At 71.4% G+C, this 17,216-nt stretch carries 10 protein-coding genes and 1 pseudogene; 5 read left to right on the top strand and 6 right to left on the bottom strand.

The window, feature by feature from the left end:
- Positions 1 to 13: 13 nt before the first annotated feature.
- On the bottom strand, positions 14 to 1,180 hold the full coding sequence (locus ACFVX4_RS18655; protein ID WP_389978190.1) for an NAD(P)/FAD-dependent oxidoreductase: 1,167 nt from the start codon (positions 1,178 to 1,180) through the stop codon (positions 14 to 16).
- A 245-nt stretch (positions 1,181 to 1,425) separates the two neighbouring features.
- On the opposite strand from ACFVX4_RS18655, the pseudogene ACFVX4_RS18650 reads away from it, so the two are divergent.
- Positions 1,426 to 1,782: pseudogene (locus ACFVX4_RS18650) on the top strand (glycosyl hydrolase-related protein); the annotation flags it as partial.
- A 72-nt stretch (positions 1,783 to 1,854) separates the two neighbouring features.
- Here ACFVX4_RS18650 and ACFVX4_RS18645 read toward each other — a convergent pair.
- From ACFVX4_RS18645 to ACFVX4_RS18635, 3 genes are all read right to left on the bottom strand, one after another.
- Complete coding sequence (locus tag ACFVX4_RS18645) at positions 1,855 to 3,597, bottom strand: pyruvate dehydrogenase (RefSeq protein WP_389978188.1); 1,743 nt, start codon at positions 3,595 to 3,597, stop codon at positions 1,855 to 1,857.
- A gap of 65 nt (positions 3,598 to 3,662) precedes the next feature.
- Positions 3,663 to 5,270, bottom strand: a complete 1,608-nt coding sequence (locus ACFVX4_RS18640; protein ID WP_389978185.1) for a protein phosphatase 2C domain-containing protein — start codon at positions 5,268 to 5,270, stop codon at positions 3,663 to 3,665.
- A 127-nt stretch (positions 5,271 to 5,397) separates the two neighbouring features.
- Positions 5,398 to 9,162, bottom strand: a complete 3,765-nt coding sequence (locus ACFVX4_RS18635; protein ID WP_389978182.1) for a S8 family serine peptidase — start codon at positions 9,160 to 9,162, stop codon at positions 5,398 to 5,400.
- Between the two features lie 209 nt (positions 9,163 to 9,371).
- Here ACFVX4_RS18635 and ACFVX4_RS18630 point away from each other — a divergent pair, with 209 nt between their 5' ends.
- The 3 genes from ACFVX4_RS18630 to ACFVX4_RS18620 all read left to right on the top strand — a co-directional run bounded on the left by ACFVX4_RS18630 (position 9,372) and on the right by ACFVX4_RS18620 (position 13,559).
- Positions 9,372 to 10,361, top strand: a complete 990-nt coding sequence (locus tag ACFVX4_RS18630) for a helix-turn-helix domain-containing protein (protein WP_389978179.1) — start codon at positions 9,372 to 9,374, stop codon at positions 10,359 to 10,361.
- A gap of 149 nt (positions 10,362 to 10,510) precedes the next feature.
- Entirely contained in the window at positions 10,511 to 10,993 is a 483-nt protein-coding gene (locus ACFVX4_RS18625; protein WP_389978176.1) for a DUF456 domain-containing protein, read from the top strand.
- A 268-nt stretch (positions 10,994 to 11,261) separates the two neighbouring features.
- Positions 11,262 to 13,559 (top strand): glycoside hydrolase family 95-like protein, encoded by a 2,298-nt coding sequence (locus ACFVX4_RS18620; RefSeq protein WP_389978650.1) that lies wholly within the window; start codon positions 11,262 to 11,264, stop codon positions 13,557 to 13,559.
- A 21-nt stretch (positions 13,560 to 13,580) separates the two neighbouring features.
- Here ACFVX4_RS18620 and ACFVX4_RS18615 read toward each other — a convergent pair whose 3' ends face one another.
- Positions 13,581 to 14,942: a DNA-3-methyladenine glycosylase 2 family protein gene (locus ACFVX4_RS18615; protein ID WP_389978647.1), complete on the bottom strand. Its 1,362-nt coding sequence runs from the start codon at positions 14,940 to 14,942 to the stop codon at positions 13,581 to 13,583.
- A 102-nt stretch (positions 14,943 to 15,044) separates the two neighbouring features.
- Entirely contained in the window at positions 15,045 to 16,217 is a 1,173-nt protein-coding gene (gene rsgA / locus ACFVX4_RS18610) for a ribosome small subunit-dependent GTPase A (RefSeq protein ID WP_389978173.1), read from the bottom strand.
- 374 nt (positions 16,218 to 16,591) lie between these two features.
- Between rsgA and ACFVX4_RS18605 the strand changes: the two genes are divergently transcribed.
- The gene (locus tag ACFVX4_RS18605) at positions 16,592 to 17,092 is read left to right on the top strand and encodes a DUF5949 family protein (protein WP_389978169.1); all 501 of its coding nucleotides are present in this window, start codon (positions 16,592 to 16,594) and stop codon (positions 17,090 to 17,092) included.
- Positions 17,093 to 17,216 lie beyond the last annotated feature (124 nt).

Below are 17,216 nucleotides of genomic sequence, written 5' to 3'. Positions count from 1 at the left end.
CCGCTCTCCGCCGTCATGTGACATGGCAGGTGGCATCGAACCGGTCGGGGGCGAACGGTCCGAGATCGAGTACGGGCCGCTTCCCCCGGATCGCGTCGGCGATCAGCAGTCCGGTGGCGGGCGCCAGCCCGATCCCGGCACCCTCATGACCGCAGGCGTGGAAGAGCCCCGGCACCCAGGAGTCCGGACCGATCGCGGGCAGATGGTCGGGCAGGTAGGGACGGAACCCGTGGTAGGCGCGCAGCACCCGCACATCGGCGAGCACGGGGAAGAGGGCGGCGGCCTGGGCCGCCAGCCGGGAGACCACCGGAACGGACAACGTCCGGTCGAAGCCGACCCGTTCACGGCTCGCCCCGATGAGTACCGGACCCGAGGGCGTCCCCTCCACCACGGGCGAGGTCTGCAACGCCGCCGACCCGCTCGACACGTCGGCCACGTACTCCGCCGCGTAGACCTTGTGCCGGATCAGTCGAGGCAGTGGTTCGGTGACGAGTACGAACCCCCTGCGCGGCAGGACCGGGAGGTTCGCCCCGGCCAGTGCGGCGAGGTCGCCGCCCCAGGCGCCCGCCGCGTTGACGACGGCGGGGGCCCGCAGTTCGCCCCGTGTCGTGCGTACCCCGCGTACGGCGCCCTTCCGGTCCCTGAGTATTCCGACCACCTCCTCCCCCGGGCACATGAGCGCGCCGGCGCGAGTGGCCGAACGCAGCAACTCGGCTGCTGCCAGTGCCGGTTGGACCTGCGCATCCTGCGGATAGTGGCAGCCGCCGGTCAGGTGCGGTGCGAGCTGGGGTTCGAGGTCGCGGAGCCGGTCGGATGTGACGTGGTACGCCTCGACGCCCGCCTCCCGCTGACCGGCGGCCGTCGAGGACAGGGCGGTCAGGGAGTCCTCGGTCGCCGCGACGACCACACCGCCCTTGAGCTCGTACTCGATGTCCGGGGGCAGTTCCTCGGACAGTTGCTGCCACAACGTGGCGGAGAACAGGGCCAGTTCCAGCTCCGGTCCCGGCACTTTGTCGGAGACCAGGAGGTTGCCCTCGCCGGCTCCGGTGGTGCCGCCGGCCACCGGCCCGCGGTCGACGACGGCTACGGACAGTCCGGACCGGGAGATGTAGTAGGCGCAGGCGGCACCGACCACTCCGGCCCCGACGATGACGACATCCAAGGGGTGTCTCGTGAGCACGCCAGTAATATGTCACATTGCTCAAGGGTCGCCAAGGGTGCGTGCAGGGCCAGTTGATCAACCGTCATCCCGTCGCGCGGCTCACAGGGGTGCCGGGTCGGCCGCCGGGGAAGTGGAGCCATGGACACCCGCAGGCACCGACCCCGAGGAGCCGTGATGCACGACGACCGCACCCTGGTGGAGGACCGTCTCGGACGTGCCCTTCACCAGTTCATCCGCCCCGCCCAGTACCCGGACCGGACCCCGCTCTGGCACCGGGCGGCGGGATCACGGACTCGGTACGGGAGGGGCTCGCGCTCAATCTGCCGTTGCGTGCGGCCGCGGCACCCGTGCTGCCGTCGCTGGTCGACACGGGGCATCCGGCGGTCACGGTGGAGTCGGTGAAACTCGCCGAGGACCGGAGCGGCGATGTGATCGTGCGGCTGTACGAGTCGGCGGGCGGCCGCGCCGGCACCACGCTGCGGGTCGGTTTCCCCGTCGTACGGGCCCAGGTCACCGATCTGCTGGAACGGCCGCTGCACCAGGCGGACACCGACGAGCACGGTCTCGTACTGTCACTGCGGCCGTTCCAGATCCTGACACTGCGACTGACCCCGGCGTGACGGCCCGGCGCGTGGCCCGGTGTCACATATCACCGTGCACCGCCCCGCCCCAGGCCCTGCCCGGGGCACCCCTCAGGGGCGGGGCACGTTCCGCAGATTGGAGCGGGCCATCTGGACCATCCGGCCCACTCCCCCGTCCAGCACGATCTTGCTCGCGGAGAGCGCGAAGCCGGTCACCATGTCGGCGCTGATCTTCGGTGGGATGGAGAGAGCATTGGGGTCGGTGACGACATCGACGAGCGCCGGGCCCTTGTGCTTAAAGGCGTCCTTGAGCGCGCTTTCGAGCTGCTTGGGCTTCTCCACCCGCACGCCGTACGCCCCGCAGGCGCGGGCGACCGCGGCGAAGTCCGGGTTCTTGTTGGACGTACCGAATGACGGCAGACCCGCGACCAGCATCTCCAACTCGACCATGCTCAGCGAGGAGTTGTTGAACAGCACGACCTTCACCGGCAGGTCGTACTGTACCAGCGTCAGGAAGTCGCCCATCAGCATGGTGAATCCGCCGTCGCCGGACATCGAGACCACTTGCCGGTTCCGGTCGGTGAACTGGGCTCCGATGGCCTGCGGGAGCGCGTTGGCCATCGAGCCGTGGCTGAACGATCCGATGACGCGGCGCTTGCCGTTGGGGGAGAGATAGCGCGCGGCCCACACGTTGCACATACCGGTGTCGACGGTGAACACGGCGTCGTCGTCGGCCAGTTCGTCCAGCACCGAGGCGACGTACTCCGGATGGATCGGAACGTGCTTCTCGACCTTGCGGGTGTACGCCTTGACCACGCCCTCCAGCGCTTCGGCGTGCTTCTTCAGCATCCGGTCGAGGAACTTGCGGTCGTTCTTGGCCTTCACCCGCGGGGTCAGACAGCGCAGGGTCTCGCGGACATCGCCCCAGACCGCCAGGTCCAGCTTGGAACGACGGCCCAGGTGCTCGGGACGCACATCGACCTGGACGATCTTCACATCGGTCGGGAGGAAGGCGTTGTACGGGAAGTCGGTGCCGAGCAGGATGAGGAGATCGCACTCGTTGGTCGCCTCGTACGCGGCGCCGTAGCCGAGCAGGCCGCTCATCCCGACGTCGTACGGGTTGTCGTACTGGATCCATTCCTTGCCGCGCAGCGCGTGCCCCACCGGGGCCTTCACCCGTTCGGCGAACTCCATCACCTCTGCGTGGGCGCCCGCCGTGCCGCTGCCGCAGAACAATGTCACACGTTTCGCCTCGTCGGCCATCCGGCAGAGTTTGTCGATCTCCTCGTCACCTGGCCGGACCGTCGGCCGCGAGGTGACCAGCGCGTGCTCGATGGACTTCTCCGGGGCGGGCTGCGAGGCGATGTCGCCCGGCATCGTGACGACGCTGACCCCGCCCCGGCCGATCGCGTGCTGAATGGCCGTCTGGAGCAGCCGCGGCATCTGCTGCGGATTGGAGATCATCTCGTTGTAGTGGCTGCACTCCTGGAAGAGCAGCTCCGGGTGGGTCTCCTGGAAGTAGCCGAGACCGATCTCGCTCGACGGGATGTGCGAGGCGAGGGCGAGCACGGGGGCCATGGAACGGTGGGCGTCGTAGAGACCGTTGATGAGGTGCAGATTGCCGGGGCCGCACGATCCGGCGCAGGCCGCCAGTGAGCCCGTGATCTGGGCCTCCGCGCCCGCGGCGAAAGCGGCGGTCTCCTCGTGCCGGACCTGGATCCAGTCGATGTCCCGGTTGCGGCGGATGGCGTCGACGACCGGGTTGAGGCTGTCGCCGACGACACCGTACATACGCTTGACGCCCGCCCGGACGAGGATGTCGACGAACTGCTCCGACACGTTCTGCTTGGCCATGGGTGCGTACCCTTTCCGCGCTTCGGCTTCCGGACTCCGCATCCATCAACCCATGGCGCGCGCGGTTACGCCTCCCAGACGCCCACGCCCGTCCGGTCGTCGGCGTACCCCTTCACCCGCAGTTGGGTGTCCGCGAGGAAGGCGACAAGACCGGGCGCCGTGTCGGGGGCCCAGCGTCCGGCGAGCTCCCGGGCCAGGGCGGGCTCGCCGCGCAGCGGTTCGGCCAGTCCGGGGCTGCACAGCAGCAGGGTGTCCCCCGGCCGGGCCACCGAGCCCCGGAACCGGAACGGTTCTGCTGGTGGGTCGAGCGGGGTCTCGGCGTACGACGACACGGGTGTGGTGACGGCCGGATCCATGGTGAGGCGGTCACTGTCGGGGCCGTTCCCGGGGGACGCGGGGCCGGATCCGGCCCCGGGGTCCGCGCCGGTGTCACCGGCTGCCGGAACCTCCGGTTCGAGGTCCTGCCAGATGCCGTCGCGCAGCCGGAGGAGTCCACCGGCGCCGATGCCGAAGAAGATCCTCGTACGGCATTCGGGGTCCGCCGGCAGCAGGAGGCAGCGCAGGCCCGCGGTGTACTGCCGCGGTTCCCTCCCCAGCTCGGCGGCGCGGGCACGCAGCTTGCCGTACGTGCGGTCGGTGAGGCGGTTCAGGCCGGACTTGAGGTCTCCGCGGCGGCCCGCCCTTATGTCCTCGGAGAGCCGGGCATGGCTGCGGCCGACCGCTGCGCCGATCCAGCGGCAGGCATCGGCCGCCGCCAGATGCGCCGACTCGGTGGCGCGGGCCCCGGTCGCGACGGCGACCAGGACCAGTGCGTGCTCGTCGGTACCGAAGCGCGCGGTGAGCAGCGCGTCACGGCGGGGCTCGCCGCGAAACCGTGCGGAGTCCCCGCGCACGGAGGCGGCGCGCAGGGTGTACGTGCCGTAGCGGGCGCCGTCGAGCACGGTGTCGGAGACGAGACCGTCCAGCTCCTGCGGGAGGGTGGCGGGCAGCGCGGTGGGCTCGGCGTCGTAGGTGGGCGGTCGGTCACCCACATGGCCGATCACGGAACGGGGGACGGACGCGGTCTCGCGCTCGGCCTCCGGTGCGGGTGCGGCGGGTGCGGCGGGTACGGCGGCCTTGGTGTCAGGGGCGGACGGGGCGACAAGCAGGGCCGGGGCGGCGGGCCCCTCGGCGACCGGCCGTCTGGGCAGTGGCGGCACGGACGGGACCGGCGGCAACGGCGGCACGGACACCGCGTCGCTGGTCGACGGCTCGATCGGCGGCTCGATCGGCGGCTCCGGGGCCGACGGCCGGTCGGGGGCGGGCGGGGGATCGGCAGGAACCGGGGGTGCGGCGAAGGTACGCGGCTGCGACGGGCCGGCCGGGGACGCCCCCGACGCCCGTACGGTCGCGGCGGGCGGCTCCCACGGCGCACGCTCCCCCGCCGGTCTGGGCACGGCCACCGCACTCCCGCCCTCCCCCCTCGGAGGCGCGGCCTCCCCCGCAGGCGTCGTCCCCGTCTCCCCGCCGGATCCCCCGCGCCCGCCCGGACCGACCGCGTCCGACGCCGAGTCGAAGCGGTCGTCGAGACTGTCGGCCGCGCTGCTCGTCCCGGTGTCCCGGGCGTTCTCGTCGTACAGCCTGCGCCACCAGTCGTCCTCGTGGGCGGCGGACCTCTCCCCCTGCTGACTCATGACCTTATTGTCGACCGCGGGGGCCGTACGAAAACGGGTCATCCGGAAAAAGTGGCCGCGAACACGGGTCCGCCGGGCGGCCCCACCCCCCACGGGAAGGACGCCCGGCGGACCGGTCGGGTCGTGTTCAGCGCACGGCGTACGCGTCGTTCACGGTCTGGATGACGGAGTTGCCGTTGGCGTCCGTCAGTTCGGTCTTCAGGGTGACCGGCTTGCTGGCCGCGCCCGCGTGGTTCACGGTCGCGGTCCAACGGCCGCCCTGCTGTGCGGTGGTCGCGTTCGTCCAGGTCTCCCCGCCGTCGTAGGAGTACGAGACCTTGGCCGCGGTCAGCTTGCCGGGCGTGTAGCCGGCGTGACCGGTGACGCTGAGGCCGATCGTCTGACCGTCCTTCGCCGCGAGGGTCTTGAGCCCGTCGGCTGACAGGTCGTAGCCCGGGAAGAGCAGCGGAAGGCCCTGGGAGTAGGCGTTCTCGTCGCGCTTCGAACGGAACTTCCACGTGGTCTCGGTGCTGGTCGACCGCTTCCAAACGGCGGTGGGCTGACCGAACCTGGTGGTCTGCATGGTGAGTTCGTACGCGGCGTCCTCCGCCGGGACGGTGAACACCCCGGACGGCCAGCCGGACTCGCCGATCACCTTGCCACCGCTGCTCAGGCGCATGTTGCCCATGTCACCGAAGGAGCCCTGGAGACCGGCGTGCTCGCTGTCGCTCCAGAAGCCCGGGGCGACGCCGATCAGGTTGTCCTGGCGCTCGCCGGCGAGCTGGAGCCTGCCAGCGGCGTCGCGCGGGGCGGCGGGGGCGGGGATGCCCCGGTACCAGTTCTCCGTACGCTTCGAGCCCGCCGTGTAGGTGCGCGGCTGGTCGACCATCATCTCGCCCCAGGGGAAGCTGGAGGAGAGGTACCGCACCCACGCGGTGTCGCCCGCCGAGTAGTACTCGGTGCGCTTGCCGGGGACCGCGACGGAGTCGGTGACTGCGGAGAACGTCCCGCCGTACGGCCGGTTGATGATCATCGTGTCGACGTAGTCCGCCGCAACGCCCATCGCCTCGTAGTTGGCGGTGACCTTGCCGAGCTTGGTGTCGCGGACCTTGTAGGTGCGGTCCGAGGTGACCGGTCCGGTCTCGGGGAACGCGAGGTTGTAGACGAACGGGCTGACCGCGGTGGCCTTCCAGCGCAGCTTGACCGGGCCGTCGGCCAGGGCGGCCTTCAGCGCGTCGGCCTCGCTCGCCTCGACGCCGAGCGCGGGCAGCGCCGACGGGGCGTAGCCGACGGACGGCTGCCAGGGCCCCGCCGAGGGGCGGTGGGCGATGACGGCCTTGGCGCCGGCGGCCTTGGCGTCGCGCGCCTGGGCGTACATGGAACCCTCGTCACCGACCTCGACCAGGGCGATCTTCCCGGCGACACCCGCGGCCTTCAGCTCGTCGGGGGTACCCGTACCGGCGTCGACGAGTGCGGCCTCGCCCGTGCCGTCGAGGTTGGCGGAACCGGTGCTCGCCGTCTTCGGGTGCAGCTCGACACCGCCGACGACCGACAGCTTCTCGATCTGCGGGGCGTACGCGCGCCAGAAGCTGGCGAACTCGAAGTCGCCGTCACTCGCCCTGCCCTGCACATCGGCCAGGTAGTTCCTGACCGCGGAGCCGCCGGTGATGGAGCCCGAGTGCAGCCAGGCATCGTCCCAGCTGCGGCCGAACGCGAGCGTCGTGGAGCGGTTCTCGGAGGCGCGGTCCTCGGTCTTCACCTGGATCCGGTGGGCCTTGCGGGCGTCCAGGACGAGGGTGGTGTCCTTGGTGACGTTCAGCTGGGGCCGCGCGAGGTAGGCGACGGACTCGTCCAGGTTGCCGGTGGCATCCTTCGGGTCGGGCGTGGTGACGAAGCCGGACACGAAGTACGCGCCGGGGCGCACCTGGTAGACCTGGTCGGTGGCGCCCTCGTTGAAGCGGCGCTCACCGCTGGAGGTGTCGGTGCCGATCACGTCGAGCGAGGAGAAGCCCGCGGCGGCCTTGCCGGCACCGTCCACGAGCTTGACCCGCAGCGTGACGGTCTCGGCCCCGACGTACAGCGAGAACGGGGTGGAGACCTTGACGCCGCCGGGGCCGGTGGCCAGCACGCGTCCGGTGACGTCGCCGTACTGGGCGGCCTTCAGCTTCGCCGTCGGGTCGATCTTCAGCGGGACCTTGACGGTGGCTCCGGCCGGGACGGTGACGGTGCTCGCGTCGAGCTTCGCGACGGAGGAACGGACGGCCGAGCCGTCGTTTCCGGTGACGCCCTGGACGCTCAGCGACAGCTTCACCGGCTTGGTGCCGGAGTTGGTGTACGGGACGTCGACCGTGGTGCGATCGGTCCGGTCCTGCGGCCAGTTGAAGGTGCCGCCCTGGACGGCGGGGGCGCCGACGAGGGTGGTGTCGATGGCGGCCTTGACGTCGAGGCGGCCGCCGCCGGTCTCGCGTACGTCGCCGGGGATGTCGCTCTTCGCGGACGAGACGAGCGCCGCCTTGATCTGCTGGGCGGTCCAGTCGGGGTGACGCTGCTTCACGATGGCTGCGGCGCCCGCGACATGCGGGGTGGCCATCGATGTACCCGACATCGTCTGGTACGCGTAGATGCCGCGGCCACCGGCCGCCGCGGCCGAGATGGCGACGCCGGGGGCGGCGATCTCGGGCTTGAGGGTGTGCGATCCGATCACGGGTCCGCGGCTGGAGAACTGGGCCGTGGTGTCGTCGCGGTCGACGGCGCCGACGGTCAGCACGCTCGGGGCGCAGCCGGGCGAGGAGACGGTGTTCAGCGTCGGGCCCGAGTTGCCGGCCGCGATCACGAACAGGGTGCCCTTGTTCTGCGCGAGTTCCTCGGCGGCGACGCTCATCGGGTCGGTGCAGTCGGTCGGCTCCGGGCTGCCGAGGCTCATGGAGACGACGTCGGCCTTCTGGTCGACGGCCCACTGCATGCCGGCGATGATCCAGGACTCGGCGCCGGAGCCGCTGTCGTTGAGGACCTTGCCCGCGAGCAGGTCGGCGCCGGGGGCGACGCCCTTCTTCTTGCCGCCGCTGGCCGCGCCGGAGCCGCCGACGGTGGAGATGGTGTGTGTGCCGTGGCCCTGCCGGTCGTCGGTGCTGTCGGAGTCGGTGAAGTTCTCCGAGGCGGTGACCCGGCCCTTGAGGTCGGGGTGTTCGGCGTCGACACCGGTGTCGAGGACGGCGACCTTGGTGCCCTTGCCGTCATATCCGGCGGCCCAGGCGAGGTCGGCGCCGATCTGCTTGGTGGACCGGTCGAGGGTGGCCTGAACCTTGCGGTCGAGCCAGAGCTTCTTCAGGCCGGAGGCCGAGCGGGAACGGGTGTTGGTGACGTCCGACCAGAAGTCGGCGGCCTTCGTCTTCTCGGCCTTGAGTGCGACACCGTCGATGGCGTCGAGCGCGAGTCCACGCTTGGCGCCGCGCGGGGTGGCGGGCGCGGAGCGGGCCTGCTCCTTGCCGTAGACCGCGATCAGCGGCAGCGACTTGGCGTGCGCATCGTCGTAGCCCTGCCGGATGAGGCCGGTGACGTTGAAGAGTTCCTCGTCGACCTTGCCCGCGGCCAGCGCGGCGGCGGCGGTGTCGGGGTAGACGTACAGGTCCTTGCCGGACTGCCTGGTCTGTACGAGGGGTACGGTCCCGTCCTCACGGGGCAGCGCGGTGACCGACGCGGCTCCCGAACTGCCCGTGCTCACCAGGACCTTGTCGCCGGTGACCAGCGTCACGGTGACCGGCTTGCCCTTCTTCGCCTCGGCGGCGACGCTGCCGGTCAGTGGTCTCTTCCCTGTCGCGTCGTCCTGCGGCGCTGCCGCTGACGGTGCGATCGCGGTGACGGCCAGGACGGCGGCGGTGGCCGTTCCCAGTGCCGTGCGCGATATCGGACGCATCGCTCTCCCCAAGTGAATCCGGAATCAACTGCGCAAACCGCAGCTTTCCGGCGGTTGTTGGTACTGCGGTGGCGCCACATTGGCAGAGCGAAGAGCGATAAAGGGATGATGTACACGGCGGGTTTACGCCGTGGCCGCTTTCCGCCATGGCTGGACACCCGGCGACAGCGACAGCGTGCGGAATCAGTGCGTCCAGGAAAGGGCCGGGGATGCTGGGAGCCATAGGTCTCGACGAGATACAGGAGTCGGCGTACCGCGCGCTCGTGGCGGTGGGAGCCGCGGAGGTCGCCGATCTCGCGCACCGGCTGGGCCTTCCCGAGGCGGACACCGAGCGGGCCTTGCGCAGGCTGGAGCAGCACGGCCTGGCCGCGCAGGCGTCGGCCCGCACCGGACGCTGGGTGGCGGCGCCGCCGGGTGTGGCGCTCGGGGCGCTGCTGACCCAGCAGCGCCATGAGCTGGAGCAGGCGGAGCTGGCGGCGGCGCTGCTCGCCGAGGAGTACCGGGCGGAGGCCGCCGAACCGGCCGTGCACGATCTGGTCGAGGTGGTCACGGGGGCGAGCGCGGTGTCGCACCGCTTCCATCAGCTGCAGCTCGGTGCGACGAGCGAGGTGTGCGCCCTGGTCACCGGGAAGCCGATCGCGGTCAGCGGGATGGAGAACGAGGCCGAGGAGCGGGCCGCGACGCGCGGGGTGTCGTACCGGGTGGTGGTCGAGCGGGAGCTGCTGTCGCTGCCGTTCGGGATTCTGGAGCTGTCGGCGGCGCTGAGCCGGGACGAGCAGTGCCGGGTCATCGACCGGGTGCCGACCAAGCTGGTCGTCGCCGACCGCGCCCTGGCGATGGTGCCGCTGACCGGACGCGGCGCCGAGCCGGCCGCCCTGGTGGTCCATGCCTCCGGGCTGCTGGAGTCGCTGATGGGGCTCTTCGAGGCGGTGTGGCGCGAGGCGATGCCGCTCAGGCTGGGCGAGAGCGGCCGGCCGCAGGAGGAGGACATGGGGCCCGATCCGACGGACCTGGAGATTCTGTCGCTGCTGCTGGCCGGGCTGACGGACGCGAGCGTGGCGAAACAGCTGGAGCTGGGGTTGCGGACCGTGCAGCGAAGGGTGAAGGGCCTGATGGAGCTGACGGGCGTCTCGACCCGGCTGCAATTGGGCTGGCACGCGTACGAACGGGGCTGGGTGTCCCGCACACCACGGGCCTGAGCGGGACCCGCCGGATGCCCCGGGCCGGTGCGAGGGCGGCGCCGATGGCGTGCCGGTACGGCTCCGGTACGGCTCTGAGCTGCGCCGACGGCCGCCGCCTCCGGGAGCGCTGACGGGCGGGACCGGCCGGACTCCGGCAGGCTGGACAGATGAGTGTGTGGCAACTCGTCGCCGTCGGCCTCGTCATGCTCCTCGGCCTGCTGGGCGTGCTGGTGCCGGGGGCACCGGGGCAGGCGATCGTCTGGGCCGCCGTGCTGTGGTGGGCGCTCACCGACATGACTCCGGTCGCCTGGGGCGTACTCATGGGCGCGACGGCGCTGCTGCTGCTGAACCAGGCGCTGAAGCCGTTGCTGCCGCCGCGCCGCCCGCGCGAGACGGGGGCGCCGCGCAAGACCCTGATGCTCGGCGGGATCGGCGCGATCGTGGGCTTCTTCGTGGTGCCGGTGATCGGCGGAGTGGCCGGGTACGTGGGGGCCATCTACGGGGCGGAGCGGCTGCGGCTCGGCAGCCGCGGGGCGGGCTGGACATCGGTGCGCTCGGTGATGCGGTCGACCGGCTATTCGGTACTCGTCGAGCTCTTCGCGTGCCTCCTGGTGGCGGGGGCCTGGCTCGGCGCGGTGATCTGGGGCTGATCACGCCCCACCCTCCCGTACATCTGGCTGGACTCCATCCAGATACGCGGCAACACATCGGATCTCTCCCGCTCCATTGACGCCGCAATGCCTCGCGCCTACCTTCCCTCAAGGAATAGCTCGGATGAATTGAGCGCCTGCGTACGAGCCGCCAGGAGAAGCCTTGCCCACAGCACCGGACCCCTCCCGCACGCCCCGGGCCGAAGCCTCACCGTCCCTTTCCCGGCCGTCCCCTTCCCGGAGAACGGTTCTCGCCACCGGCACCGCGATCGGCGGCACCCTCGTGGTCGGCGGTGCGGCCGTCCCGGCCCGAGCAGCCACCCCTGCCGCGCCGGGGCCCGCCGCCCCGGCGCCCACCACCGTGCACTCCCCCGGCGACAGCTGGCGCACCGTCCTCGACGACGCCGACCTGCTCTGGCAGAAGCTGCCGAAGACCTGGTACGAGGGCCCGTATCTGGGCAACGGCCGCCTCGGCTCCGGCATCTACGCGGAGCCCGGCGCCACCACCCGGGCCATCCGCTTCAACGTCCAGCACTCCGAGGTCCAGGACCACCGCCCCGAGTTCGGTTCGCTCTTCGGCCTCGCCCGCCTCCCCATCGGCCACTTCACCCTGGAGCCGGTCGGCACCATCACGGGCGTCGAGTGGTGGATGCGGCTGCGCACCGCCCAGCTCGAAGCCACCATCACCACGACCGCCGGCACCCTGGAGCTCCGCGCCTTCGTCCACTCCACCAGCGATCTGCTCACCGTGGAGGTCACCCCGAGCGCGGGCGAACAGGACTTCCGCTGGGTCTTCCACCCGGCCGAGGCGATCAGCCCGCGAGCCGCCTTCAAGCCCCTGCCGGACGGCTACACCGGCAACCCTCCCGCGGTGACCGAGCAGCACGGCGGGACCACGGCGGCCGTCCAGCCGCTGCTCGCGGGCGGTCAGCACGTCACCGCCTGGCGCGAACGCACCAGGGGCACCAGCCGCACCCTGTACGTCACGGTCGCGCACTCCCACCCCGCGGCAACGGCCCGGGACCGTGCGCTGCGTACCGTGAAGACCGCTTCCGCGCTCCCGTACGGTCCGCTCGCCGCACCCCATCGCACCTGGTGGGACCGGTTCTACCGGAAGAGCTTCCTGTCCCTGCCCGATGCCCGGCTCCAGCGCTTCTACTGGATCCAGCTCTACAAGACCGCGTCGGCGGCCCGCAAGGACGCCCCGGTGATGGCCACCTCCGGCCCCTGGCTGGAGCCCACTCCCTGGCCCAACACCTGGTGGAACCTCAACGTCCAGCTGGAGTACTGGCTGATCCACGGCTCCAACCACCTGGAGCTGGACGCGGTCACGCGTGCCCTGAGCGAATTCCGCGACCAGCTCTCGCGCGAGGTCGCCGCCCCCTACCGGGCCGACTCGGCCGGCATCCCCCGCACCACCGACCCCCAACTGGTCAATGGCGCCTCGGTCGCCGACGGCGGCTACGGGGTCGGCATCCCCGGCCAGGACCCGCCCACCCCCGAGGTCGGCAATCTGACCTGGGCGCTGCACAACGTATGGCTCTCCTACCGCCACACCATGGACGAGTCGATCCTGCGCGACACGCTCTTCCCGCTGCTGCGCAAGGCGGTCAACTACTACCTGCACTTCCTGACGCCCGGCGCGGACGGCAAGCTGCACCTCCCGGCGACGTTCTCCCCCGAGTACGGTGTCAACGCCCCCGACTGCAACTACGACCTCATGCTGCTGCATTGGGGCTGCCGCACCCTGCTGGAGGCGGCCGAACAGCTCGGCGTCCACGACCCGCTGACGGCGCGCTGGCAGGAGGTCCTGGCCAGGCTCGCGCCGTACCCGGTCGACGCCAACGGGTTCATGATCGGCGCCGGGGTCCCGTTCGCGCAGTCGCATCGCCACTACTCGCACATGCTCGCGGTGTATCCGCTGTACGAGCTGACGGGCGCGACGGCCGGCGAACGCGCCCTGATCGAGAAGTCCCTCGCCCACTGGGTGGGCTTCGAAGGCGCCCTGCAGGGCTACACCTTCACCGGCGCCGCGTCGATGTCCGCGCTGCTCGGCAAGGGCGAGGACGCGCTGAAGTACCTCGGTCAGCTGATGAGCCGCTTCATCCAGGCGAACACCATGTACAAGGAGTCGGGCCCGGTCATCGAGACCCCGCTCTCGGCGGCCCAGTCCCTGCACGACATGGTCTGCCAGTCGTGGGGCGGCACGATCAGGGTCTTCCCGGCACTGCCCGCCGCCTGGCGGGAGCTGACCGTGCACGACTTCCGGACCCAGGGCGCGTTCCTGCTCAGTGCGGTACGCGAGGAGGGCCGGACCCGCTGGGTGCGGCTGACCAGCGAGGCCGGCGCACCCTGCGTCGTACGCCACGGCATCGACGGCCCGGTGGAGATCCGCGACCGGCACGGACGGCCGCTGGCTCACGAGGAGTCGGCCGACGGCACGGTACGCATCCTCCTCCGCAAGGGCGACTCGGCGCTGATCACGGCGAGGGGCGACCGCCCGGACCTGGCCATCCGCCCGGTGACGGCGAACGAACCCGCGCCGCGCTGGGGCCTGCCGGCGTAGGCCCCAGGCCCCCGGGCCCAATCACAACAGGCCCAGGAGCCCCAGGTGGCGCACCCCGTACGAACGCCAGGGCCGCCACAGGTCCGCCTCGGGCCGCCCTTCCGGATCCACATCCGGATCACCGAGCGCACGCATCCTGATCAGCGCCGCGGGTGCCGGGCCGATCCCCGGCAGCCGCAGCAGTGCCTGCTCGGCCTCGTCGCGGTCGGCCCCGGCGTCGAGCCGTACGTCCCCGTCGGCGAGCACGGTCGCCAGCGCCCGCAGCTCCGGGCCGTCCGCCGCCCCGGCCAGCACACCCGGCTCGGGGAACACATGCGTGAGCCCGCCACAGGGCACGTCCAGGAGCTTCCCGTACGTCTCCACGAGCCGCTCCGCCTCGTCCCTGCCCACCAGCGTCCGTACGGCGAACTCCTCCGGGTCCGCGGCACCCGGCGAACGCAGCCCGGGGCGGGCGGCGATGCCAGGTGCGAGTCGCGGGTCGGCGCCGAGCCGCTCGTCGACGGCGTACGGATCGGCGTCCAGGTCGAAGAGCCGCCGCAGCCGCTGAACGGCCGTCGTCAGGTCTCTCAGGTCCGTGAGGTGGATCCGGGCCTCCAGCCAGGACCCGGCGGACCGCTCGTCGACGGCCACGATGCCCGTGCCGTACGGAAGCCGCAGGGTGCGCCGGTAGGTACGGGCACCGGCCGCACCGCTGACCTCCTCGATCCGGGCGGCCGTCTCACCGGCCAGGAGATCGAAGACCTCGCGGGCCGCGTACGGCCCCCGATGGGCGAGCCGTAGTGGGATCCCGGTGGTCCGCGCCTCCCGGACCGCCGCTCCCAGCCCCGTCCCGGCCTCGGCCCGCAGCGCACTCGGCGTGCGGGCGTAGATCTGCCGGATCGTGTCGTTGAACTGGCGCACACTGGCGAAGCCCGCGGCGAAGGCGATCTCCGTCACGGGCAGCCCGGTCGTCTGGAGCAGCACGCGCGCGGTGTGGGCCCGCTGGGCGCGGGCGAGCGCGACCGGGCCCGCGCCCAGCTCGGCGTTGAGCTGCCGCTGCACCTGGCGCGAGCTGTAGCCGAGCCGGTGGGCGAGACCGGGCACGCCCTCCCGGTCGACCACACCGTCGCCGATCATCCGCATGGCCCGGCCCACGACATCGGCCCGGACGTTCCAGTCCGCCGAGCCGGGCACGGCGTCCGGGCGGCAGCGCCGGCAGGCCCGGAAACCATGGCCCTGCGCGGCGGCCGCGGTCGGGTAGAAGCGGACGTTCTTCCGCTTGGGCGTGACGGCGGGGCAGCTCGGCCGGCAGTAGATGCCGGTCGTTTCGACGGCGAAGAAGAACTCCCCGTCGAATCGGGCGTCGCGGCTGCTCACCGCCTCGTACCTGGTCCGTTCGTCCATCACACCGTCCAGTGTGCGGCACCCGCCGGTACCGCACTCGCGGTTTTCGGACGTGGACCACCGACCGACGACCGTGGCCGGTCGCGGAGCGGGGAACCGCCTCTACCGCACCCGGCCCCGCTTCGCGTTCATGGCGGCCCGGCCCTCGGCGCCCTTGCGCTTCCAGTCGCGCAGGATCTCCGACCGCACCCGGGCGTCGGTCTTGGCGACGATGCGCTGGTTCTCGCGCAGCAGCTTACGGAAGCTGTCGAGGCGCCGTTCGTGCAGCGAACCGTCCTCGATCGCGGCGAGCACCGCGCAGCCGGGCTCCGTCTCATGGGCGCAGTCGTGGAACCGGCACTGCTCGGCCAGCTCCTCGATCTCGGAGAAGACCTGGCCGACACCGGCCTCCGCGTCCCAGAGCCCGACCCCGCGCAGCCCGGGGGTGTCGATCAGCACGCCCCCGGAGGGCAGGACCAGCAGATTGCGGGTGGTGGTGGTGTGCCGGCCCTTGCCATCGACGTCACGGGCGGCCTGCACCTCCATCACGTCGTCGCCGAGAAGGGTGTTGGCGAGGGTCGACTTGCCCGCACCGGAGGCCCCGAGCAGCACGCTCGTGCCGCCCGAGACGATGGCGGAGAAGACATCGATCCCCTCCCCCGTGGCGGAGCTGACGGTCAACACCTGCACACCGGGCGCGACGCCCTCGATGTCCTGGACGAGGTACGACAGCGTGGCGGCGTCCGGTACGAGGTCGGCCTTGGTCAGCACCACGATCGGTTCGGCGGCGCCGCCCCCGGCCGGCCCGCCGTCCCGCAGCAGCGCGTCACCGCTGGAGCTGGACATGGCGAGCGCGAGAAAGCGCTCCACCCGCCCCAGGTCGAACTCGACCGCGAGCGAGAGGCAGATGACGATGTGGTCCACGTTGGTGGCGAGCACCTGTCCTTCGGAGCGCTGCGACGACGTCGAGCGGACGAAGGCGGTACGCCGCGGCAGCAGCGTCCGTACGAACTGCGGATCACCGTCCGGGTCGACGGCGACCCAGTCGCCGGTGCAGACGATCCGCATCGGATCGCGCGGGACGACGAAGGCGGTGTCGGCCCGGAGCGTGCCGTGCGGGGTCACGACGTCGCACTGGCCGCGGTCCACCCGTACCACGCGTCCGGGCAGCAGACCCTGCTCGGCGTACGGTGCGAATTCGGCCGCCCACGCGTCGTCCCAGCCGTACGGGGACAGCGGATGCGACGCGGACGAGCCCTGAAGAGAAGAAGCGGACGGAAAAGACGGGAAAGACAAGGGAAACCCTTCAAAGGGGTGGCCCCGGCAACGCGCAAACGGCGCGGAGAGTTACGGAGTAGGTCAGCCGGCGACCACGGGGGTGGGAACGATGCTCTTCGGGTTATGGGCAGCGCCCATCGCAGCGACAGTCATCACGATCCTCACCTCCTAGTTCAAGCACGGGACCGACAGCGGTGGTTGATCTCCGCCGTCCGGAACAGTGGCCACCATAGTCCGTCCACGTCGGGCGGCTCAACACATTTAATCGAAGCCGGGGGTAGCCGTCGGGTGGAGACGATTCGAGCCGCATCAACCAGAGATATCCGGATATCTCCCTCGATCAGGTGATACTCAGGCACAACGACCGGTCCGGGGCCGTTATGGTGCCGAGCATGACCTCACCCCTGACCTCCACCGGCACGTTCACACAAGCCCAGTTGGGCACGATCACACTGATCGGGTGGAGCGGCGAACACCCCGCCGACGGCAACGACGTCGCCTTCCTTCTCGTCTACTCGCTGGGCGACGGTACGGACGGCCCCGCCGCCGGCGAGGCCGCCATGCGCGTGGCCCTGGAACGCACCGGACTGCAGGTCGGCAGCGCTCCCGTGTACGCCGCCGAGAACCCGGGTCTCCAGGTGAAGCTGCTCGTCCAGGCCGGCCAGGCGGTCCTGACGCTGCCTCACTTCACGGCCCAGTACCCCGCACCGCCCGAGTGGCTGGCCGCAGCCGGTCAGCGGGGCGAGGTGCATGCGATGTTCGCCACCCGTCCGTGGCACCAGGGCACACCGGGCCGGCCGGTGAGCGAAGAACTGCTGCGGTCCTTCGCGGCCGACCCGGAGGTCATCACGACCGCCGCCCACTGCGTCCTTCCGGTACGCAGCCTGGGCTGACCCGCCCGGGTACGCCGGGTGCCCACCGCCCCCGTTATGTTTTTCGCGGTCCTGCAAGAGGGCCGCTGGCCTCCGGGCCCGGCATGACTGTGTCCCCCTGTCGAACGGATGACCTGGGGGGTGG

It is taken from the genome of Streptomyces sp. NPDC058240, from assembly GCF_042882135.1.
In the GTDB taxonomy this organism is placed as follows: domain Bacteria; phylum Actinomycetota; class Actinomycetes; order Streptomycetales; family Streptomycetaceae; genus Streptomyces.
Note: the sequence above shows the minus strand (reverse complement) of the source record. Positions and strands in the feature narration are given on the sequence as shown.

Coding starts and splice junctions, on each gene's coding strand:
- ACFVX4_RS18605 (WP_389978169.1), top strand. CDS start 16,592: ATGACCTCACCCCTGACCTCCACCGGCACGTTCACACAAGCCCAGTTG.
- ACFVX4_RS18640 (WP_389978185.1), bottom strand. CDS start 5,270: ATGAGTCAGCAGGGGGAGAGGTCCGCCGCCCACGAGGACGACTGGTGG.
- ACFVX4_RS18645 (WP_389978188.1), bottom strand. CDS start 3,597: ATGGCCAAGCAGAACGTGTCGGAGCAGTTCGTCGACATCCTCGTCCGG.
- ACFVX4_RS18615 (WP_389978647.1), bottom strand. CDS start 14,942: ATGGACGAACGGACCAGGTACGAGGCGGTGAGCAGCCGCGACGCCCGA.
- ACFVX4_RS18630 (WP_389978179.1), top strand. CDS start 9,372: ATGCTGGGAGCCATAGGTCTCGACGAGATACAGGAGTCGGCGTACCGC.
- ACFVX4_RS18635 (WP_389978182.1), bottom strand. CDS start 9,162: ATGCGTCCGATATCGCGCACGGCACTGGGAACGGCCACCGCCGCCGTC.
- ACFVX4_RS18625 (WP_389978176.1), top strand. CDS start 10,511: ATGAGTGTGTGGCAACTCGTCGCCGTCGGCCTCGTCATGCTCCTCGGC.